This window comes from Bradyrhizobium sp. Leaf396, from assembly GCF_001424605.1.
Taxonomy (GTDB): Bacteria; Pseudomonadota; Alphaproteobacteria; order Rhizobiales; family Xanthobacteraceae; genus Bradyrhizobium; species Bradyrhizobium japonicum_C.
In genome coordinates this window covers 178799-198791 of sequence record NZ_LMQJ01000014.1, presented here as the reverse complement: position 1 = coordinate 198791, position 19993 = coordinate 178799, and the positions used below count along the sequence as shown (strand labels likewise).

General features: G+C 62.3%; 17 protein-coding genes and 1 pseudogene. 8 read left to right on the top strand and 10 right to left on the bottom strand.

Annotated elements, in window-relative coordinates; genetic code table 11:
- Positions 1-65 precede the first annotated feature (65 nt).
- Complete coding sequence (locus ASG57_RS16595; protein WP_024340623.1) at positions 66-1265, top strand: MFS transporter; 1200 nt, start codon at positions 66-68, stop codon at positions 1263-1265.
- 21 nt (positions 1266-1286) lie between these two features.
- Here the strand turns inward: ASG57_RS16595 and ASG57_RS16590 are convergent, their stop codons facing one another.
- A complete protein-coding gene (locus ASG57_RS16590) occupies positions 1287-2294 on the bottom strand; it encodes an outer membrane protein (RefSeq protein ID WP_155248551.1) in 1008 nt (335 codons plus the stop codon).
- A 386-nt stretch (positions 2295-2680) separates the two neighbouring features.
- Between ASG57_RS16590 and ASG57_RS16585 the strand changes: the two genes are divergently transcribed.
- A complete protein-coding gene (locus ASG57_RS16585) occupies positions 2681-3370 on the top strand; it encodes a helix-turn-helix domain-containing protein (RefSeq protein WP_230646621.1) in 690 nt (229 codons plus the stop codon).
- Here ASG57_RS16585 and ASG57_RS16580 read toward each other — a convergent pair.
- On the bottom strand, positions 3367-4374 hold the full coding sequence (locus ASG57_RS16580; protein WP_024340626.1) for a zinc-dependent alcohol dehydrogenase family protein: 1008 nt from the start codon (positions 4372-4374) through the stop codon (positions 3367-3369). The two genes, ASG57_RS16585 and ASG57_RS16580, sit on opposite strands and share 4 nt — an antisense overlap.
- Before the next feature lie 15 nt (positions 4375-4389).
- Complete coding sequence (locus ASG57_RS16575) at positions 4390-6003, bottom strand: acyl-CoA synthetase (RefSeq protein WP_024340627.1); 1614 nt, start codon at positions 6001-6003, stop codon at positions 4390-4392.
- Between the two features lie 225 nt (positions 6004-6228).
- Between ASG57_RS16575 and ASG57_RS16570 the strand changes: the two genes are divergently transcribed.
- From ASG57_RS16570 to ASG57_RS16555, 4 genes are all read left to right on the top strand, one after another.
- The gene (locus ASG57_RS16570; protein WP_162250063.1) at positions 6229-7419 is read left to right on the top strand and encodes an ABC transporter substrate-binding protein; all 1191 of its coding nucleotides are present in this window, start codon (positions 6229-6231) and stop codon (positions 7417-7419) included.
- Positions 7420-7662: 243 nt separating this feature from the next.
- On the top strand, positions 7663-8730 hold the full coding sequence (locus tag ASG57_RS16565; protein ID WP_024340629.1) for an HlyD family secretion protein: 1068 nt from the start codon (positions 7663-7665) through the stop codon (positions 8728-8730).
- On the top strand, positions 8727-11501 hold the full coding sequence (gene rbbA, locus ASG57_RS16560; RefSeq protein ID WP_024340630.1) for a ribosome-associated ATPase/putative transporter RbbA: 2775 nt from the start codon (positions 8727-8729) through the stop codon (positions 11499-11501). The genes ASG57_RS16565 and rbbA overlap by 4 nt, the downstream gene beginning before the upstream one ends.
- A 2-nt stretch (positions 11502-11503) precedes the next feature.
- Complete coding sequence (locus ASG57_RS16555) at positions 11504-12616, top strand: ABC transporter permease (protein ID WP_028145946.1); 1113 nt, start codon at positions 11504-11506, stop codon at positions 12614-12616.
- 847 nt (positions 12617-13463) lie between these two features.
- Here the strand turns inward: ASG57_RS16555 and ASG57_RS16550 are convergent.
- Positions 13464-13838, bottom strand: a complete 375-nt coding sequence (locus tag ASG57_RS16550; protein ID WP_063997002.1) for an Mpo1-like protein — start codon at positions 13836-13838, stop codon at positions 13464-13466.
- 195 nt (positions 13839-14033) lie between these two features.
- On the opposite strand from ASG57_RS16550, the pseudogene ASG57_RS36785 reads away from it, so the two are divergent.
- Positions 14034-14263, top strand: a pseudogene (locus ASG57_RS36785) (IS21 family transposase); the annotation flags it as partial.
- 95 nt (positions 14264-14358) lie between these two features.
- On the opposite strand, the gene phnF reads toward ASG57_RS36785, so the two are convergent.
- From phnF to ASG57_RS16535, 3 genes are all read right to left on the bottom strand, one after another.
- The gene (gene phnF / locus ASG57_RS16545) at positions 14359-15099 is read right to left on the bottom strand and encodes a phosphonate metabolism transcriptional regulator PhnF (RefSeq protein ID WP_024340632.1); all 741 of its coding nucleotides are present in this window, start codon (positions 15097-15099) and stop codon (positions 14359-14361) included.
- Positions 15100-15216: 117 nt separating this feature from the next.
- A complete protein-coding gene (locus ASG57_RS37840) occupies positions 15217-15489 on the bottom strand; it encodes a hypothetical protein (RefSeq protein ID WP_156402716.1) in 273 nt (90 codons plus the stop codon).
- Positions 15490-15687: 198 nt separating this feature from the next.
- Positions 15688-16644 (bottom strand): hypothetical protein, encoded by a 957-nt coding sequence (locus tag ASG57_RS16535; protein WP_057196840.1) that lies wholly within the window; start codon positions 16642-16644, stop codon positions 15688-15690.
- Between the two features lie 147 nt (positions 16645-16791).
- Between ASG57_RS16535 and ASG57_RS16530 the strand changes: the two genes are divergently transcribed.
- The gene (locus ASG57_RS16530; protein WP_024340635.1) at positions 16792-17184 is read left to right on the top strand and encodes a hypothetical protein; all 393 of its coding nucleotides are present in this window, start codon (positions 16792-16794) and stop codon (positions 17182-17184) included.
- A gap of 84 nt (positions 17185-17268) precedes the next feature.
- Here the strand turns inward: ASG57_RS16530 and ASG57_RS16525 are convergent, their stop codons facing one another.
- The 3 genes from ASG57_RS16525 to ASG57_RS16515 all read right to left on the bottom strand — a co-directional run bounded on the left by ASG57_RS16525 (position 17269) and on the right by ASG57_RS16515 (position 19976).
- Positions 17269-17991: an ABC transporter permease gene (locus tag ASG57_RS16525; RefSeq protein ID WP_162250061.1), complete on the bottom strand. Its 723-nt coding sequence runs from the start codon at positions 17989-17991 to the stop codon at positions 17269-17271.
- A gap of 136 nt (positions 17992-18127) precedes the next feature.
- Entirely contained in the window at positions 18128-19117 is a 990-nt protein-coding gene (locus ASG57_RS16520; RefSeq protein ID WP_024340637.1) for an ABC transporter ATP-binding protein, read from the bottom strand.
- A gap of 10 nt (positions 19118-19127) precedes the next feature.
- Complete coding sequence (locus tag ASG57_RS16515; RefSeq protein ID WP_057196838.1) at positions 19128-19976, bottom strand: ABC transporter permease; 849 nt, start codon at positions 19974-19976, stop codon at positions 19128-19130.
- Between the last annotated feature and the right edge of the window lie 17 nt (positions 19977-19993).

Genomic DNA, 19993 nt, shown 5'->3' with positions numbered 1-19993 from the left:
CTCGGGGCACCCACAAGCCCGCCCATTGCCGCGTGATGCGAGTTCCGACCAAGTTTAGCGTGCCTATGACATCGCGCCCTTCCTCGTCCCGCATCTGGCCCCTGTTCGCGCTCAACTTCTTCATGGCCGACATGCAGTCGGGCATCGGGCCGTTCGTGGGGGTCTTTCTCCAGGAACGCGGCTGGGCGACCGGCCTGATCGGCACAGCGATGACGATCGGCAACGTTGCGGGCATGCTGGTGACGACGCCGATCGGCGGCTTCATAGATTCCAGTCGCAACAAGCGAATGTGGGTCGTCATCCCCGGCATCTGCGTGGTCTCGGCCTCTGCGATCATCCTGATCTCGCAGAATTTCTGGGCGGTGACGTTTTCGCAAGTCGCACAATCGCTCGCGAGCGCCGCGATCGTGCCGGCGGTCACCGGCATCACGCTCGGCATTGCCAAGCAGAAGGGCTTCAACGAGCTCAACGGCCGCAACCAGGCCTACAACCATGCCGGCAATATGGTCGGCGCCGCGCTGTCGGGCTACCTCGGCTACAAATTCGGCTATGTCGCCGTGTTCGCACTGGCCGCCGTCTTCGGCGCCATCGCGATCGCCTGCGTCATGATGATTCCGGCCAAGACGATCGACGACCGTGCCGCGCGTGGCAGCAAGGAGGATGATCCGGACAGCGCGCCGGACGCGTTCACGATGCTGCTCAAGCACCGGGCGCTGCTCGTACTGGCACTCTCGCTGGCGCTGTTTCACCTCGGCAACGCAGCCATCGTTCCGCTCTACGGACTTGCTGCGGTGGCGGAGGGACAGGCCAACGGTCCCAGCTTCGTCGCGACCACCGTCGTGATCGCACAGGGCGTGATGATCGTGACCTCACTGATTGCAATGAAGGCCGCGAGCAGGCGCAACTACTGGCCGATCATCCTGTTGTCCTTCATGTTCCTGCCCATCCGGGGCGTGCTCGCCTTCTTCGTCACGGGATGGTGGGGAGTCGTGCCGATGCAGGTGCTCGACGGCATCGGCACCGGACTGCAGACGGTTGCCGTTCCCGGCATGGTCGCGCGCGCGCTCAACGGCACGGGCCGCATCAATCTCGGCCAGGGCGCCGTGATCACCGTACAGGGGGTCGGCGCCAGCTTGAGCCCTGCGCTCGGCGGCTGGATCGCGCAATGGATCGGCTACGGCCCGACCTTCCTGCTGCTCGGCGGCTTCGGGCTCGCCTCCATGGCGCTATGGCTGGCGTTCGGAGCGGCGGTGAAGAAATACTGAGCTTCATCACCAGCACCGGAGTCACGGCGCAAACTGCCGATTCAAACCGATCCTGAAGGTGTGAAGCTCGATGTCGCTGGGCATCAGGCTGGTCCCGGGAATGGACAAGGAGAGCTGACGACCAAGGTTGAGATAAAGATACTCCGCCTTGAGCGACCAATGCGGCGTGAACGCCCACTCTCCGCCGCCGCCGACTGCGTACCCGATTTTGTAACCGCTTGCCGAGGCATGACCATCCAGTGCGCCCGGAAGCCCCGGCATCGGGAAATTGTTGGTCAATCTGACATGCGTGCTGTCGAGACTTGCCTTGACATGCGCCCAGGCGAGGCCGCCTGTCGCGTAGAACAGCCAGTTGTGGCTGGCGTAGCCAAGGCGGCCGCGTAGCGTACCGAGATAATCGACGTTCTGGGTCACCGTCACCGTACCGGTGTAGTTGTCGAAATCGCCGACGAGGAAAACCGGGCGCAACGCATACGAGCTCGATTCGCGTGCGCCAATCCCGGCAGCGCTGACGTCGGCTTCAACACCGGCGACAAAATGGCCGGTTTGCCAATTGTAGCCAGCCTGCAATCCACCCAGCCAACCGGACCGGTCGACGCCGAACGTAAACGGGGCCGATGCCGTCGAGGTCAGATTGTTCACCCCGGGAAACAGCGCCAGAAGCGCGCCTGGATCGACTGACGCAGCATTCCCCTCGCCAGAGCCGTATCCGGCGTGAACGCCGGCATAGAAGCCCGTCCAGCTGAAGGCGGCCGGCGGCGGCGCAGGCGGCGCCTTCAGCGCAAGATCGGCGGCGGATGCATCGGCGGCGCAAACCGCACCAAGACCAAGCGCCAGCAGAACCGGCAACAGATTGCGCACACGACGTGTCATCGAATCTTTCCTTTCCGATCGGTCGATCATTCGCTGGTCACGATAGGGGGGACGCGATGCGCGTTCGTGGCGGGGGACGAACCAGCGAATGGACTGAAATGAAAGAGAGCGACAACGACAGTGCCTGTTGCGATCCGGGCACACCCGCTGCGGCACCCGGTCGCGGTCTCACTGCGTCATCCCGAATGGCTTTTCACGCAATCCGCCGCTTTTGCCGTTGCGGCACGGCGGCTGACGATACAACCTGCCGAAACTGCCAGCATACCTGCGTTTCACGATTGATGATTCAGCCTCAACTCTCCTTTGATGGCGACCCGAACGGCCCGGTCTATGAAAGATGGCGCGAGCAGTTTTGCCGTCAGGTGGCAAACGTCGATTTCGTGCCGGTCGGGGAAGGGCGAGTTCACCGGACCATTGCGCCCGCCATTCTTCCCCGCGTCAGACTCTCGGCCTCGTTCGGTACGCCGATGTCATTTGTGTCATTGGGGACGAACGACGAATTGATCATTACGATGTCGCCTAATTCGCCGTTGAGCGGAGCCATGGGCCAACGTCCGCTGGAGATCGCGGCCGGCGACATCACCATAGGCGACCCCTCGATCAAGGGCGCCCGCGTCACCCAGATCGAGCATGGCAATTTCCAGACCGCGCTCCTGCCGCGCAAGGCGCTGTTGCGGGTGTGCCCGAACGCCGAAGACCTGATTGCGCAATCGATCCCCGGCGCGAGCCCCATCGCGTCGATGTTCCTGCGATACTATGATCTCGCGCATGCTTATGCCCGCGAGCTCGCGCCCGCGGAGCTCGATGCGGTCTCACAGCATCTGTTCGACCTGTCGGTGCTGATGATCGGAGCCCGCGGCGATGTCGCTGAGGAAGCTCGGACGCGCGGCCTCGCCGCGGCGCGCCTCGAAACCCTCAAGGCCGATATCCTGGCGCAGCTGGACAGCCCTGCGCTGTCCCTCTCCGTCCTGTCAGCAGCGCACCGTGTCAGTCCACGCACGATCCAACTGCTGTTCGAGCAAGCCGGCATCACCTATAGCGGCTTCGTGCTGGAGCAGCGGTTGCTGCGGGCCGAACGTCTGCTGCGAAACCCTGCCATGCGCACGTGCAAGATCATCGAGATCGCGCATCTTGCGGGATTTCACGACGTCTCGTACTTCCATCGCGTGTTTCGCCGGCGCTTCAGACAAACGCCTGACGATGTCAGGAAGCTCGCTGGCGACGCCGGCTAGGCGAACTCGACCACGATCTTGCCGAAGTGTCCGCCCTGCTGCATGAGACGCAGCGCGTCCGGAACGGTATCGAAGCTGAACGCCCGATCAATCACCGGCTTCGCGCTGTTGCGTCCGATCGCAGCCGTCATGGCCTCGAACATGCGCCGGCTGCCTACCGAGAGGCCGATGACGTGCAGGTTCTTGGCGAACAGGCTCGAGATCGCGATCTGCTGCGAGACGCCCGTGAGTATGCCGATCACCAGAATGGTGCCACCGACGCGCGCTGCCTCCAGTGATTGGGAGAAAGTGTCCTTGCCCCCGACCTCGACGATATGGTCGACGCCGCCGCCGGTCCACGCTGCCGCAGCTTTGCCCCATTCCGGAACCGAGCGATAGTTGATGGTGTGGTCGGCGCCGAGCGCCCTCGAACGTTCGAGCTTCTCGTCGCTCGACGACGTCACGATCACGGCTGCGCCGGCGAGCTTCGCGAACTGCAGCGCGAAAATCGAGACGCCGCCGGTGCCCTGCACCAGCACGGTGTCACCGGGCTTGACGTTTGCTTCTTCAAACAGCGCCCGCCAGGCGGTCAGCCCGGCGCAGGGCAGCGTCGCAGCTTCCTTGAACGACAGATGCGATGGAATGTGGCTGACGCCCTCGGCGTCGAGCACCATCACTTCCTGCAGAACCCCCGGCCGCGTGCCACCGAGCGCGTAACGGCGGCTGGTCGCGGAAACTCTTCCGTCGATCCAGGACTGGAAGAACATCGGGCAGACGCGATCGCCCACCGCAACGCGCGTAACGCCCTCGCCGACGGCGACCACCTCGCCCGCGCCATCCGAGAACGGGATCAGGGGCAATCTGGTGACGCCGCCCTTGCCCTGCACGGTCAGCAGGTCGCGGTAGTTGAGCGAGGCCGCCTTCATCCGCACCGCGACCTGGCCGGATCCGGGCGCAGGCTCGGGAAGATCGGCCAGCTCCATTCCTTCGATCGACCAGTCGCTCGCGATCTGCCAGGCTTTCATGGGAGGCGCTCCCTCTCAGGTGCCGAAGCTCGTCTGCACCGCCTTGTCGAGCGTCTCGCCACCCACGAAGCGCTGGCGCAGTTCGCGCTTGAGCAGCTTGCCGCTCGGATTCTTCGGCAGACTATCAACAAAGATGACCCGCTTTGGCACCTTGAAATGCGCCATCTGGGCGGCGCAATGCTTGATGACGGCGTCCTCGTCCAGCGTCTCGCCGCTCTTGACCACGACGATGGCGGTCACCGCCTCGATCCAGCGCGGATCGGGCAGGCCGACCACGGCGACCTCGGAAACCTCAGGGATGCGGTAGACCATCTCCTCGACCTCGCGGCTGGCAACGTTCTCGCCGCCGGTCTTGATCATGTCCTTGACGCGATCGACCACGGTGATGTGGCCTTCCTCATCGATGGTGGCGAGATCGCCAGAGTGAAACCAGCCGCCGGAGAACGCGGCTGCGGTCTTCACCGGATCATTGTAATAGCCCGAGAGCAGGTGCGGTGAGCGGTGCACGATCTCGCCAACCTCGCCCACCTTGACGTCCTCCATCGCGGTGTTGACCACTCGCGTCTCGACATTGAGCACCGGCTTGCCGGCCGAGCCGGCCTTGCGCAACTGGTCCTCCGGCCGCAGCACGGTCGCGAGCGGTGCGATCTCGGTCTGGCCATAGAAATTCCAGAACTTGACGTTCGGCAGGCGGCGCTGGAGCTCGAGCAGCACTTCGACCGGCATGATCGAGGCGCCGTAATAGCCCTTCTGTAACGTCGACAGGTCGCTCTTGTCGAAGTTCGGCGAGCGCAGCATCGCGATCCAGATCGTCGGCGGCGCGAAGAACGAGGTGATCTTGTGCGCCTGGATGAGGGCCAGAATATTATCGGCCGTGGGCTTGCCCGTGATGACGCCGGATGCACCGAGATAGATCTGCGGGCCCAGGAAAACGTCGAGTTGCGCGCAGTGATAGAGCGGCAGCGCATGCAGGAACTTGTCCTCAGCGTTCATGCCGCCGTCGATGATGCAGCTGACATATTGCCACATCACGGCTTCATGGGTCAGCATTGCGCCCTTGGGCAGGGATTCCGTGCCGCTGGTGTAGACGATCTGCGCGAGATCGCGGCTGTCGACCGACGCGTCCAGAAACGAGCCGTCGGGGTCGAGGAGATCGGCGAATGTGGTGAGGCCCGCAGGCGCAGCGGCCGGATCCTCGCCCGGCAGCCAGATCATCTTCTCGACGGCGCAATCCTTGGCGCTGGCCGCGCGCGCGGGCTCGACGAAATCGGGACCCGTCGCGAGCAGCTTGGCGCCGGAGCTTTTCAGGATGAAATTGATCTCGTCCGGATTGAGCATGAAGTTGATCGGCACCAGTACCGCACCGATCCGCGCCAGTGCGAAACGAAGCGCCGCGAAGGCATGCGAATTGCGCGAGAGCACGGCGACGCGGTCGCCCTTCTTGACGCCGAGGCCGAGCAGGCCGCGGCCAAGCCGGTTGCAGATTGCGTCCATTTCCGCAAAGGTCCAGCTCACATCGCCGCAGCTCACCGCGAGCTTGTTCGGCTCGCGGCCCGCCGATCGGCGCAGCAGATCGCCGATCGAATGCTCGCGCGCTTTCGAGATGGTGGCTGCGGTGTCGCCGGTCATTTCCGTCCCCTGAATCTGCAATTTGCCTGGTTACCGCCGACAGCAGTGGCTCGGCCATTGCAATCGAGAGCTTCCGATGCTTGCGCGAAACGTAGTCGGCACGATCGGCCGCGTCAATTCGGCCGGGGACGTGGCGCCGTTACGCAAGTATTGGCACTTCGCCGAGGCAATCTGGGCCCGCGCACCAACTATAATATTAGAGGAAATGCCATGTGCCGGATTATTATGCGGGCCGCGTTGGCGGCCGCACTCACAGCGGTCGCGATCAGCCCATCCTTCGCCCAGCAAGCACCGCTCAAGATCGGCGTGCTCGCCGACTTCTCGTCCGTCTATTCCGACATCGGCGGCATGGGGAATGTCGAAGCCACCAAAATGGCCATCGAGGACTTCGGCGGTCAGATGTTCGGCAAAGCGATCGAGATGGTCAGCGCCGACGTGCTCAACAAGCCCGACGTCGCCTCCACCATCGCCCGCAAGTGGTGGGAGACCGAAGGCGTGGACATGATCATCGACCTGCCGACCTCGGCGACCGCGCTCGCGGTGATGGAGCTGTCGAAGCAGTATGAGAAGATCATGATCGTGACGGATGCGGCGAGCTCCGATATCACCGGGAAATCCTGCTCGCCCTACACCGCGCACTGGACCTACGACACCTACGCCAACGCGCACACGGTCGGCAGCGCCATCGTCAAGAACGGCGGCGATACCTGGTTCTTCCTGACCGCCGACTACGTGTTCGGCCATTCGGTCGAGCGCGACACCGGCGATGTCGTGAAGGCCTCCGGGGGCAAGGTGCTGGGCAGCGTCAAGCATCCGCTCAACACCGCCGATTTCTCCTCGTTCCTGCTTCAAGCCCAGGCGTCCAAGGCCAAGATCATCGGCCTCGCGAACGGCGGCGGCGATACCATCAATGCGATCAAGCAGGCCGGCGAGTTCGGCATCGTCGCCGGGGGGCAGAACCTGGCCGCGATCGTGATGTTCATCTCCGACGTTCACAGCCTCGGGCTCAAGCTGGCGCAAGGCCTGATCGTCACGGAGGCCTATTATTGGGACCTCAACGACAAGACCCGCGCCTTCGGCAAGCGCTTCATGGAACGCGTCAAGCGCATGCCGACCATGAATCAGGCCGCCACCTACAGCGCCACGCTGCATTACCTCAAGGCAGTGCAGGCCGCCGGCACCCGCGACACCAAGACGGTGATGGCGAAGATGCGCGAGCTGCCGGTGAAGGACGCTTTCACCGAACACGGCGTGCTGCGCGAGGACGGCCGCATGGTGCACAGCATGTTCCTGTTCCAGGTCAAGAAACCGGAGGAATCGAAGGGGCCGTGGGATTACTACAAGCTGCTCGCTGAAGTTCCCGCCGACCAGGCGTTCCGGCCGCTGAAGGACGGCGGTTGCCCGCTGGTGAAGTGAGACGACCCGGCTGAGCCGGACGACCATCTGTTCAGCAATCGCTCGTCCGCTCGACAATCAGGGCGGACGAGTGGACATGATGAAGCGCAGGCCCGAAATAGAGGCAGGGCACCTCGCGCCTCGGTCTGATCTGCATCAAGCTGCGGCGCACAATTTGCTGCCATCTTGAGGGCGCCCGTTGCCGCAATCAGCGGCCGGGCGTTCGTGTTCAACAATGGGCGCCGCCGCACGGCGTTAGGACAGATGAACTTCAGACCGGGTCGCGTCGTCGCCGTGCTCGCCTTCCTGCTCGCGGCCGGCGGTTACTATTATTGGCAGCACCGCGACGCCGACGCGCTGCCACCGGGTTTCGCTCGCGGCAACGGCCGCATCGAGGCAGTCGAGATCGACATCGCCACGAAGACCCCGGGACGGATTCGCGAGATTCTGGTGAACGAAGGCGATTTCGTCACCGCCGGCCAGGTTCTGGCACGCATGGATACCGAGCAGCTGCAGGCCCAGCGCCGCCAGGCCGAGGCGCAGCTGCAACGCGCGACAATCAACGTCGAGACTGCGAAGAGCCTTGTGAACCAGCGCGAAGCCGAACGCAGGGCGGCGGAGGCCGTGGTCGATCAACGCATCGCCCAACTCGACACCACGAGCCGCAAGCTCGATCGCTCCGAGCAGTTGATCAAGTCCAATGCCGTGTCCCAGCAGGTCCTGGACGACGACCGCTCAGCAAACGCCACGGCAAAGGCGGCGCTCGCAGCTGCGCAGGCCCAGGTCGCGGCATCGGAAGCGGCGATCAGTTCCTCCCGCGCCATGGTGATCGATGCCGGCGCGGCGGTCGATGCGGCAAAGGCCGCGATCGAAAGCATCAACGCCGACCTCGACGACAGCGTGTTGAAGGCGCCGCGCGACGGCCGCGTGCAATATCGCGTGTCGCAGCCTGGCGAGGTGCTCGCCGCCGGCGGCCGCGTTCTCAACATGGTCGATCTCGGCGACGTCTATATGACATTCTTCCTGCCGACGGCCGCTGCCGGCCGCGTCGCGATCGGCGCCGAAGTCCGGCTCGTGCTCGACGCCATCCCGCAATATGTGATCCCCGCCAAGGCTACCTTCGTCGCCGACGTCGCGCAATTCACGCCGAAGACCGTCGAAACGGAGGAGGAACGCCAAAAGCTGATGTTCCGCATCAAGGCGCACATCGCCCCCGATTTGCTGCGCCAGCACATCGAGCATGTGAAGACCGGCCTGCCTGGCATGGCCTATGTGCGGCTCGACCCGGGCGCGCAATGGCCCGACAACCTCAAGATCAGGCTGACGCGATGACCACGACTGCCGCAGCCGAAGCACCGGCTGCCGCCGGCAGGGTGGTGCATCTGGACGGCGTGGGCCTGAGCTATGGCAAGAGCCGGGCGCTGGAGTCCATCACGCTCGACCTGCCGTCCGGCTGCATGGTCGGGATCATCGGCCCCGACGGCGTCGGCAAGTCAAGCCTGCTCGCCCTGATCGCGGGCGCGCGCGCGATCCAGGAGGGCCGTATCCACGTGCTTGGCGGCGACATGGCCAGCGCGCGGCATCGCCGCACCGTCTGTCCCGAGATCGCCTACATGCCGCAGGGTCTCGGCAAGAATTTGTATCCGACGCTGTCGGTGTTCGAGAACATCGACTTCTTCGGCCGCCTGTTCGGACACGGCAGGGCGGAGCGGCACAGGCGCATTGCCGGCCTGCTGCGCGATACCGGGCTCACGCCCTTCTCCGACCGGCCGGCGGAAAAACTCTCCGGCGGCATGAAGCAGAAGGTCGGCCTGTGCTGCGCCCTGATTCACGATCCCGAGCTTTTGATCCTGGACGAACCGACCACCGGAGTGGACCCGCTGTCGCGGCGCCAGTTCTGGGAATTGATCAGCGCGATCCGCAACAGCCGGCCCGGCATGAGCGTGATCGTCTCGACCGCCTACATGGAAGAGGCTGCGCAGTTTGATTTCCTGATCGCGATGAATGCCGGCCGCGTGCTGGCGACCGGCACGCCCGCCGAACTGAAGCGACAGACCGGCGCCGATACGCTCGACCAGGCCTTCATCCGTCTGCTGCCGGAAGCGGATCGCGGCAACCATAGCGACGTCGTGATTCCGCCGCGCGGCCCGGATCATGATGAGATCGCGATCGAGGCCGATCACCTCACCCGGCGCTTCAACAGCTTCGTTGCCGTCGACGACGTCAGCTTTCGCATCAGGAAGGGCGAGATCTTTGGCTTCCTCGGCTCGAACGGCTGCGGCAAGACCACGACCATGAAGATGCTGACCGGTCTCTTGCCCGTCAGCGAAGGCACCGCGCGGCTGTTCGGCAAGACCATCGATGCCGGCGACATGTCGGTGCGGCGGCGCATCGGCTACATGTCGCAGGGCTTCTCGCTCTATTCCGAGCTAACGGTCGCGCAGAACCTCGATCTGCATGCGCGCCTGTTCGAGCTGCCGGCGGACACCATCACCGCCCGCATCGACGAGATGATCGCCCGGTTCGATCTTGCCGACATCGCAGACGCCCTGCCCGATGCGTTGCCGCTTGGACTGAGGCAGCGATTGTCGCTCGCGGTCGCCATGATCCATGCGCCCGACATCCTCATCCTGGACGAGCCGACCTCCGGCGTCGATCCTGTCGCCCGCGACCGCTTTTGGCAGATCCTGGCCGAGCTCTCCCGCAAGGACAACGTCACCATCTTCGTCTCGACCCATTTCATGAACGAGGCCGAGCGTTGCGACCGGGTCTCGCTGATGCATGCCGGCAAGGTGCTGACGTCGGACTCTCCCGCAGCAATCGTGGCTGCGCACGGCACCGAGACGCTTGAGCAGGCCTTCATCGCCTGCCTGGAAGGGGCGATCGCCGATACAGCGGAGCCGGCGGGGCAGCAGGCTGCAGCCCCGCCGCCGCCCCCGCCGGCAGTCGCCGCGCCGCCCCGGCGCCGCAACGCTGCTTTCAATCCGACGCGCATGCTCGCCTATTCCCGGCGCGAGACGCTCGAGCTGCGGCGCGACCCGATCCGCGCCACGCTCGCGATCCTCGGCAGCGTGCTGCTGCTGTTCGTGCTCGGCTACGGCATCAGCATGGACGTCGAGAACCTGACTTTCGCAGTGCTCGACCGCGACGACACAGCGATCAGCCGCGACTACAGCCTGCAGATCGCGGGCTCGCGCTATTTCACCCAGAAAGCTCCGATCGCGGACTACGCCGATCTCGACCGCCGCATGCGCGCCGGCGAGATCGGCCTTGCCATCGAGTTGCCGCCGGGATTTGGCCGCGACGTCAGCCGCGGCCGCCATGTCGAGATCGGCGCCTGGGTCGACGGCGCCAACCCGACGCGGGCCGAAACGCTGCGGTCCTACGCACAGGCGATTCATGCTACGTGGCTCGCGCAGAAGGGCCGCGAACTCTATGGCGAGGCGGCGGTCGCCGGCGCCTATCAACTCCAGTTGCGCTACCGCTACAATCCTGATGTCATCAGCGTCGTCGCCATGGCACCGGGCATCATCCCGCTGCTGCTGGTCCTGATCCCGGCAGTGCTCGCCGCGCTGGCCGTGGTGCGCGAGAAGGAGCTGGGCTCCATCGTCAATTTCTACGTGACGCCGGTGACGCGGCTGGAGTTCCTGCTCGGCACGCAGCTGCCTTACATCGTGCTGGCATTCGCCAATTTCCTGCTCCTGGTCGGCTTCGCGCTCACCGTCTTCGGCGTCCCCTTCACCGGGAGCTTTTCGACCTACGCGCTCGCCGCGCTGCTCTACGTCACGGCAACCACCGGCATGGGGCTGGTGATCTCGGCCTTCATGAACAGCCAGATCGCCGCACTGTTCGGCACCGTCCTGATCACGCTGATTCCCGCCATCCAATATTCCGGCCTGATTGATCCGGTCTCGTCGCTCCAGGGCCTGGGAGCCGCGATCGGACAGCTCTATCCCACCACCTACTTCGTCACGATCTCGCGCGGCACATTCTCCAAGGGCCTCGGCTTCGACACGCTCCACAACGATCTGCTGGCGCTCGCCGTCATGGTGCCCATTCTGGTGATCGCCGGCGCAATGCTGCTGAAGAAACAGGCCCGGTGACCATGCGCTTCGACAACGTGTTTCAGCTCGGCGTCAAGGAATTGCGCGGCCTCGTGCGCGACCCCATGCTGCTCGTCCTCATCTTCTATTCCTTCACGCTCGCGATCTATGCCGGGGCCAAGGCGCTGCCGGAAACCCTGAACCGCGCCGCGATCGCCATCGTCGACGAGGACCGTTCCCCGGTTTCGAGCCGCATCGAGCTGGCATTCACGCCGCCGTACTTTTCCGAGCCGCGCCTGATCTCGCAATATGAAATGGACCGGCGGATGGACGCGGGGCTCGACACCTTTGCGCTGAACATCCCGCCGGAGTTCCAGCGCGACCTCTTGGCCCGGAAGTCGCCGGCGATTCAGCTCAACATCGACGCAACGCGGATCTCGCAGGCCTTCAACGGCGGCGGCTATATCGAGCAGATCGTCAACGCGGAGATCGCGGAGTTCCTGGCGCGGGCGCGCAATGCGCAGACCGCGCCGATCGAGCTGGCCTTGCGGGCACGCTTCAACCCGGAGCTGAAGAAATCCTGGTTCGGCGCCGTCGACGAGCTCATTACCTCGATCACCATGCTCTCGATCATCCTGACGGGCGCGGCGCTGATCCGCGAGCGCGAGCACGGCACGATCGAGCATCTGCTGGTGATGCCGGTCACGCCGCTGGAGATCATGGTCAGCAAGGTGTGGTCGATGGGGCTGGTGGTGCTGGCGGCCTCCGCGTTGTCGATCGTCTTCGTGGTGAAGGGATGGCTGGCGGTGGCGATCGACGGCTCGGTCGCGCTGTTCCTGCTCGGCGCGGCGCTGCAGCTGTTTGCGACCACCAGCATGGGCATCTTCCTCGCCACCGTCGCCGGATCGATGCCGCAGTTCGGACTGCTCCTGATGATGACCCTGCTGCCGCTGCAGACGCTCTCGGGCAGCATGACGCCGCGGGAGAGCATGCCGCAATTCGTCCAGGACATCATGCTGGCGGCGCCCAACACGCATTTCGTGATGCTGGCGCAGGCGATCCTGTTCCGCGGCGCGGGCCTGGAATCGGTGTGGCCGCAGCTCCTCGCGCTCGCCGTGATCGGCAGCGTCTTCTTCGTGATCGCGTTGCGGCGGTTCCGGGCGTTTCTGACCTAGCCGTGGCGTACGGGCCAGAGATGATCAGCCCTGTCGAAAAGGGGCGAAAAACAACCCCATGCACAGTAGCGATCCCGTTGTTTTGGCTGCGGGATTTGTCAGAGCCGTCGGGCAAGCGAGCAGGCATCGCTCCTCCAGCCCCGCGTGCTGTCCCCAAAACAAACGTGCTGTCCCCAAAACAAAAATGGCCCGCATCAAGCGGGCCATTTTCGTCTCGGATCCGGTAAAATCCGAATTTGGTTGCGGGGACCTGCAACCATCTCAAATTGCTGCTCCAGACAGTGGCGTAAGGGACGCTAAGATTTTCTTTGATACCGGTAGCGAACCAGCGAACCAGTCTCATTTCAAGCGACAGAAGCGACGACCTGCTGGTTACGGTTCCAGCGCTTATGGCGGCGTTTCAAAGGCTTGGCTGCAAATTCCGAAGATCGAGCCCGTACTGGTCACTGTAGAGGTCCGAAGGCTCCTGCTTGATCTGCCGCCTTGCAACAATGTCTCGCCGGTTGGCCCCTGGTGGGTGCAGTTCGGACCACAACTCGGAGATGCTTTCCGCAGTTGCCCCGAAAACGCTTGCCCCGCTGGCTCGTGGATCCTTCGGAAGGTGGTTCGGACGGCGTCTCCTTTATCGGTAGTGCTGCTGCAGACGCGTTTTCGACGCCACTAAAGCAGCATGAAACCGGGAGTTGTCCACTTGAAGTATCCATCTGCGGTCTTGCGGCCGAAGGCCGTCGTCGAACCACAGATCGGAGGCTCACTAACGCGGGGAAAGCGGCTGAGCCGCAGCGATGCACTTTCAGAAGGAATGCCTGCGCGGGAAGTGCCAGTCGGAATCGAAAACAATTCCGAGCTATCGCTTTTCTGCAGGAACTGCATCCACAGCGCCCTTCGTAATATCGATATTGACGCTAGTCCGCCTGAACTCACGATGCAAATTTCCGGTGAACCAACACAAACACATTCTTATATCGCTAATGAACGACCAAATCGGGTATTTCCAGGTGGCCGGACGATTATGCTCGATCACGAAGTGCGCGACCCAAGCTGGACCATAGAAGAAGAGAAATGCCAGCAGCACGAACCACGCGATGCCGGTATAAGCTGCTGCAATAAGGCAAGCGAAGAACATCGACGTACCGAGGTAATGCCAGTATCGCGTGCTGGGCTGGCTATGCTGCGATAAATAGTATGGCCAGAATTCCTTATAACTTTTGATCAGCGCCATTGCATAGGTTCTCCTCTAAAGATCAGACGTTCCGCAGCGCTGTGCTAACAAGTACCCAAACACGCGTACGATGCTATCGCGACCACATGACGGAGAGGTGACGCCGAACACCCGCATTCAGGCGCAAAGCGGAGTGAGGGCCATCACCCAATTCGACGCAGAGTTCGACACGGTCAGGACGAAGAGCTATGGGGTGTCGAGCAAGCCGTGCTCATCGTCGAGCGATGGATGTTGGGGCGCTTGCGGCATCGAATCTTTTACAGCCTTTTGGAAGTCAACGCGGCGATCACCGATCTGATGACGCATCTCAACGAAGCGCGCCCGATCCGCCGGTGACGCGCCGGCAATTGCTGGAAGAGGTTGATCACCCCGCGCTAAAGGTCCTGCCGGCCGAACCTTCGTGCCGCAGCTACGTGTTCTGGCGTCGGGTGCCGCGATGCAGTCATGCACTGTGGTTGGTCCACAGATTTGTTAACATAATTAAGGCCGCTACTCTCTCATCGGATTGACTCTCTGCGGATCATGAACCCAACGGGATCTTGATCGCAAGCTCGACCCGATCGGCGCGGAAACGCGTCACGGCGTACTCGACTGGTTTGCCGCCGGCAGCATCGACATTGACACTCTTAACCCTCAGCACCCAATGCTGAGGGGAAATGGCAAGCAGCGCGGCGTCGTTCGCCTCCACCGTCACGGTCGTGACTAGGCTCAGCACACGCTTTAGCTTCTTGGCCGTCTTGCGCGCGATCAGTGTGTGCAGCGAGCCGCCGTTGTACGCCTCGAACACCGCAGTGCCGATCGACCAGGGTAGAAAGTGTGAGATGACGCAGAACGGCCCGCCGTCGACGAGGCGCAAGGTCTCGATCGCGAAGACCTTCTCCCCATCGCGCAGGTTGAGGCGCTTAGCCACCCCTCCGCGGGCTTCGACAATCACCTTCCGAATGAGCTGACTTTCCGTGCTGTGCCCGGCTTTCACTAGGTTCTCAGTGAAGCGCGATGCGGCATCGACTAGATAATTCACGGGCTTGGCCACCACGAAAGTACCGGCTCCGTGCCGGCGGACGACGAGCCCCCGCCCCTCGAGCGTGTCGATGGCATGGCGCAAGGTGTGGCGATTGACGCCAAATCGCTCGGCCAGTTCGTGCTCGCCCGGCAGCCGCTGTCCCACTTCGTAGCGCCTGCGGATCTCTCGGTCGAACTCGTCGGCAATCTGGAGGTAGCGGGCGATCCCTGTCTCGGAGGTGATAGTACGGGTGACCATTTTGAGCGATTGTTCCCTTAGCAGGCCACCGACCTTACGCAGGTGGGCCGAGAGCAGGCTTGCGCCGTTCGTCCGCCTTGCTGACGGCGACGGGCTTTTCTAGCATTGAGTCGCGCCTCATGCGATGAGCCTTGCCGGAATTCGGGCTAATATCTTGTCGAAAAGTTTGACGGTGGCGAAGATGACGAAGATTGTACCGGCCCTTGGTATGCTGGCCGATACCGCAAGCACCGAAAAGACCGATGACGGTCGCCATTCGCACATTGCGGTCGAGGCCGTAAAGCTTATCGACGATATAGGCAGGATCAACGAGGGGCCGGCAAGGCGCAAAACGCGAATTTTTGGGGTGCCGAGAGGCCGCAGTGTTTCCCGAAATTTCTTCTCAGCCACCTTAACGTCCTCTGCATAGAATTTGCCGCGAACGCCTGCGCCAAAACGCCGAAAGCATTGCACAGTTCGCTTGCGGCTTCCGGGGAACCCCACCGTCTACTATCATTCTCGCTGCTCCAAAGTTCATCTAGCGAATGTCAATCAAATTCCTTTTGAAGTTCTCCGACCTGCAGTGGAACGTATTCGCGCCCCTGCGCTTCAGAAGAGCGTCCTCGGGGTTGCCATCAGAATCTCATCGCGTGCCTCGCCTACGAGTCTTGGACGATAGTCAATCGCTGCGGGCGATCCGCTAGGCCAGATAGAGTCGAACCACGTGAGCACCCGCTCCCGTTCGAAGCGGACGGCCACAGCCTCGGCATACACACCGTCGACGACGGCGCCATATATTGAGGCAAAGGGGGCAGGGTACGTCGCGATGCGGGTAATGATCCCGCAGGGCTCCCCCGGGAAATGGCCAATGCCAGCGGCGCCGTTGTTCGCGAGCAGACGAGCGCGAGAGCCGGTCCTCAACTTCCGCATTGCGGGTCTGCCGGTATGCGTACTCGTAAGGATATCGACATTGCATACGGAGAGCATCTCTCTGAGTGACGCCCTCTGGCCGGGGGCATCGAGGCTTTCTCGAGCGAAAGCCCAGCCGCTAATCGAGGTTGTGTCGCCATGTACGATCCCGACTCGCGCCGCCCCAACCGCAACAACTAGCGTTTGCGGCAAAGCTCCGCAGCGCGCTCTCACCCCTGGGAGCGACTCAGCGGCACATTGCAGCGTAGCCATGATCGCGTCGGATCGTTTGATGACCCCAGGATCGGTATCGGACGGATAGGAACATCCGCACCCGGCGCTGCCTGCTCCTCTCGCCAGCTCCGCCTCGACATTGCCCTTGATCGCCGGATAGCGCGCGAGTCGCCTATCGAGCGCCCCGACATCATCCGTCCGCGCGTTGAGCCAGTGAGCGTCCCCATTGACGACGATTTCGACTGGCTCCGTCTCGGCCGTCGCGAACATCTCGATCGCATCGAGTGCGAATCGATTCCCGTAGAGACCGCCAACCACGTAGAGAACGTGGGTTTGTGACGCAGGAGGACCGTTCAAGGCATCGGCAGGAATTCGATAGTTCAACGGGCATGCGCTCACCTCCAAGACCTCACTCTCAACCATGCTTGACCCTTACGATATTGCGTTTGCTCATGCTGCAGGCCGATGCGCTGACATAGGTCTGTCGTGTAGCTCCGATACTGATACAAACTGAACAGTGGATTTCCGCACATGCCGCGCTTGTTCATTCAGGCTGATGGAGCACGGTAGATGTTTCTGAACCAAAAGCGCGCGATGAGGCTGCACTCTACTCTTGCCCACCTGCGGGCGACTCACCCAACGGATCAGCAGCTGGTTGATGGCGTGATCAGAGCGTTCAGCTGCGATCTTCTGAAGCAGCGCGCGACGCAATTGTCTCAATCCGCGAGCACTGCTAACCCGCTTGCAGCAGCGCTCGCCGATATTGTCACGCGCTGTCATGTCATCAATTATATCGTGGTGTTGAATGATCGGCGGGTGATCGCGCTCGAGAACAGGATTGCTAACGCCATTACAGCATCGGATCTTGCTCCGAGCGCGCTTGAGATTGCAAATGCTGTAGCCCAAGCGCTGGAGTGCTATCTCGATGCCCGGATCGCAGGCATGGTCGACGGACCAGCGTGAAACTCTGGCGCTAAAGACCGACCGATTGATCCTCATGAATGGTCCTCCCGTGAAGTCGAATATACCACGATTTGAAGCTTGGAACTACGTGCGCGTTCCTCTTCGCAGGAGAACCTCCATAACCACAAATGCTGGCGAGACAACGATGGTGAAAATGACAGTCAACGCAGCGGCAACGCGGATGTCGAAGTCCATGAAGGCGCCGAGCAGCGCGACGCTCAAAGGGCGGTAGTCCGCCGACGAGAGAAAGAGTCCAGCATTGACTTCCGCGATCGAGACGACGAACACAGTCGTAGCTCCAACGATGGCGGCCCGCGCGATATTCGGGAGGATCACCAGGAAGAACGACTGCAACTGGGATGCACCGAGCGTCCGCGCTGCCGTCTCCAGCACTCGAAAATCCATCGCCGTAAGAGCGGCGCCGATCGGCCAGACGGCAAATGGAAACGCGAGCACGACGTGCGCGAGAACAAAGATCGAGAAAGTGCCAGACAGGGCTGGGTAGAGGACAATAAGGCCGATCGCCAACGCCATCGGCGGCAGGATGATGGGAAGCATCAAGATCTGCTTGACCATAAGCACGGTCGCTCCGGAGTATCGGGCGAGCGCATATGCTGTCGGCACCGCCAGCACGGTGACGATCGCCGTGACCAAGGTCGCGAGTTTCAAGCTGAATGCGATCGCGGTCCCGCCGAACTTCAGCGCCTCCCGGTAGGCCTCCGTTGACGCACCCATGAGACCACGGCTGTCCCAAACCTCGGTGAATGAGCCCACAGCCAGCATCACCAGCGGCGCAATCAACAGCATCGGCGGCACCCAAACCAGGATCGGCGCGACGCCCCGCCACGCAGCAACAGCGCCCTCACGCAGGAGGCGCCCGACAACGCCCTGCTCCGACCGGGCAATCGTAACAGCGTCAGGCCGGGCAATCAGAATAGCAGCGTCAGCTGGCATGACGAAGCGCTCCCCGAACACCCTGGACGTGACCGTTGATGCGGATGTGGACCGTCTCCCCCTCCCTCACGGCGTGGGTCTTGCCCACGTCGAACATCACCTCAGCCCCTCGGCTATCGCGACCAGTGATGCGGCGACGATTTCCCAGAAAGCGAGCGCTCGTCACCGTCACGACAAGGTCGGCTTCCGCCGCGCTCGACACGACCGTCACGTCCTCGGGACGAAACAGTTCCATATCTTCGATTGAGGCAGACTCTGGCACAAGGAAGTTCGCCTCGCCGAAGAAGCGCGCGACCATCGCGCTCGTCGGCCTATGGTACATATCCTCGGGCGGTCCGCTCTGTGCAATCTGGCCATCGAGAAGAAGCACGATCTCGTCGGCGAGGATGAAAGCATCGTCGCGATCGTGCGTGACGAGAACGGTCGGGACCTTTAGAGGCGCCAGGAGTGCGCGCAGTTCCTCTCGGATGCGACGGCGAAGCTCGACGTCGAGTGCCGACAGCGGCTCGTCGAGTAGTAGCACGTTGGGCTCGATCACGAGCGCGCGTGCAAGCGCCACACGCTGGCGCTGGCCACCCGACAACGTGGAAATGCTGCGATCCGCGAGGTGATCAAGCTCGACCATCTCAAGCGCTTCCATGACGCGCTCGTGTCGTTCCTTGGGTGGGACACTGCGCACGCGAAGCCCGAACTCGACGTTACCGAAAACATTGAGATGCGGAAACAATGCATGGTTCTGGAATACGAGGCCGACCTGACGCTTCTCTGTCGGAACCCTCGTGACGTCCATTCCAGAAAAGTGAACCTTGCCCGAGGTCGGCTCCGCAAGGCCTGCGATGATGTTGAGCAGCGTGGACTTCCCAGAGCCCGATGGACCGACTAGCGCCGTGATTCGCCCCGAATGAAAGCTCGCGGTAATACCCTTGAGCACCTTCGTGCCACCAAAGCTCTTGTGAACATCCAGGAGATCGACTTGCATGGTAGAGTTCCTATCTAGCTTGCGAAGAGAAAAGCTCAAGATCCGGATAGTTTCGGCGCAGCACCATCAAGACAAGGATCACCAGCAGGCACAGCGTAATCGCCATTGCAGATGCAATGCCAAAATTGGCAAACCCAGTGAACTCCTTGAAAATGATAACAGGATAGATCGCGATTTCTTTGGCAACCAGCAGCGCTATTCCGAATGAACCGACTGACATCAGGAAGGTGAGTACGAAGGCCGCCGATAGTGCCGGCCGGAGTGTTGGGAGGATCACCATGACAGCGATCTGGAGCTTATCGGCGCCAAGTGTCCTGGCCGCGCGAATAAGGTTTGGATCCATGTTCTCGATCGCTTGCGCGATTACAAGGGCGGAACGCGGGATCTGGAATCCGAGATAGCCCAAAGCCAGCCCGCTGATCGTGTAAGCAAAACCCCGGGAATATTCGCTCGAAAATAGGATGCCCTCAGCGACAGGAATCAGCCCCGCATTGCCGAAGAGGACGAGTATGAGCATGCCATAGACAATGCTGCCGAATGCATAGTTCATCTGGCAGAAGATCCGTAAGGCGGTCGAGCCCACGCCGCCCGTCCCGATTCGCCATGCCGCCGGCAAAGCGATCCCCACAGCGATCAATGAGGTTATCGCGCAAAAGGCGAGCGTGGCCGCAAGCGAACCCACGTAATAACTGCCCGCCAACACGATTCGGTAATTCGCCAGTGTCCAGCCGGCGCTCTCATCCCTAAGACTCACTAACAAAAGTTGTCCAAGGGGTGCGATGAGCATAGCCATAGTGACAAGCACTAGCATCGCTACCGCGAAGTGCCTGGTGATAGCTCTGCTGCCCATCGCACCCATCTCTGGTTCCTGTCAGC

Excerpts from the sequence above, each read along its gene's own strand:
- ASG57_RS16550 (WP_063997002.1), bottom strand. The coding sequence starts at position 13,838 with ATGGCGCTGATCAAAAGTTATAAGGAATTCTGGCCATACTATTTATCG.
- ASG57_RS16535 (WP_057196840.1), bottom strand. The coding sequence starts at position 16,644 with ATGGTTGAGAGTGAGGTCTTGGAGGTGAGCGCATGCCCGTTGAACTAT.
- ASG57_RS16585 (WP_230646621.1), top strand. The coding sequence starts at position 2,681 with ATGGGCCAACGTCCGCTGGAGATCGCGGCCGGCGACATCACCATAGGC.
- ASG57_RS16515 (WP_057196838.1), bottom strand. The coding sequence starts at position 19,976 with ATGGGTGCGATGGGCAGCAGAGCTATCACCAGGCACTTCGCGGTAGCG.
- ASG57_RS16530 (WP_024340635.1), top strand. The coding sequence starts at position 16,792 with ATGTTTCTGAACCAAAAGCGCGCGATGAGGCTGCACTCTACTCTTGCC.
- ASG57_RS16570 (WP_162250063.1), top strand. The coding sequence starts at position 6,229 with ATGCGGGCCGCGTTGGCGGCCGCACTCACAGCGGTCGCGATCAGCCCA.
- ASG57_RS16575 (WP_024340627.1), bottom strand. The coding sequence starts at position 6,003 with ATGACCGGCGACACCGCAGCCACCATCTCGAAAGCGCGCGAGCATTCG.
- ASG57_RS16565 (WP_024340629.1), top strand. The coding sequence starts at position 7,663 with ATGAACTTCAGACCGGGTCGCGTCGTCGCCGTGCTCGCCTTCCTGCTC.
- ASG57_RS16595 (WP_024340623.1), top strand. The coding sequence starts at position 66 with ATGACATCGCGCCCTTCCTCGTCCCGCATCTGGCCCCTGTTCGCGCTC.
- rbbA (WP_024340630.1), top strand. The coding sequence starts at position 8,727 with ATGACCACGACTGCCGCAGCCGAAGCACCGGCTGCCGCCGGCAGGGTG.
- phnF (WP_024340632.1), bottom strand. The coding sequence starts at position 15,099 with ATGGTCACCCGTACTATCACCTCCGAGACAGGGATCGCCCGCTACCTC.
- ASG57_RS16580 (WP_024340626.1), bottom strand. The coding sequence starts at position 4,374 with ATGAAAGCCTGGCAGATCGCGAGCGACTGGTCGATCGAAGGAATGGAG.
- ASG57_RS16525 (WP_162250061.1), bottom strand. The coding sequence starts at position 17,991 with ATGCTGTTGATTGCGCCGCTGGTGATGCTGGCTGTGGGCTCATTCACC.
- ASG57_RS16555 (WP_028145946.1), top strand. The coding sequence starts at position 11,504 with ATGCGCTTCGACAACGTGTTTCAGCTCGGCGTCAAGGAATTGCGCGGC.
- ASG57_RS16520 (WP_024340637.1), bottom strand. The coding sequence starts at position 19,117 with ATGCAAGTCGATCTCCTGGATGTTCACAAGAGCTTTGGTGGCACGAAG.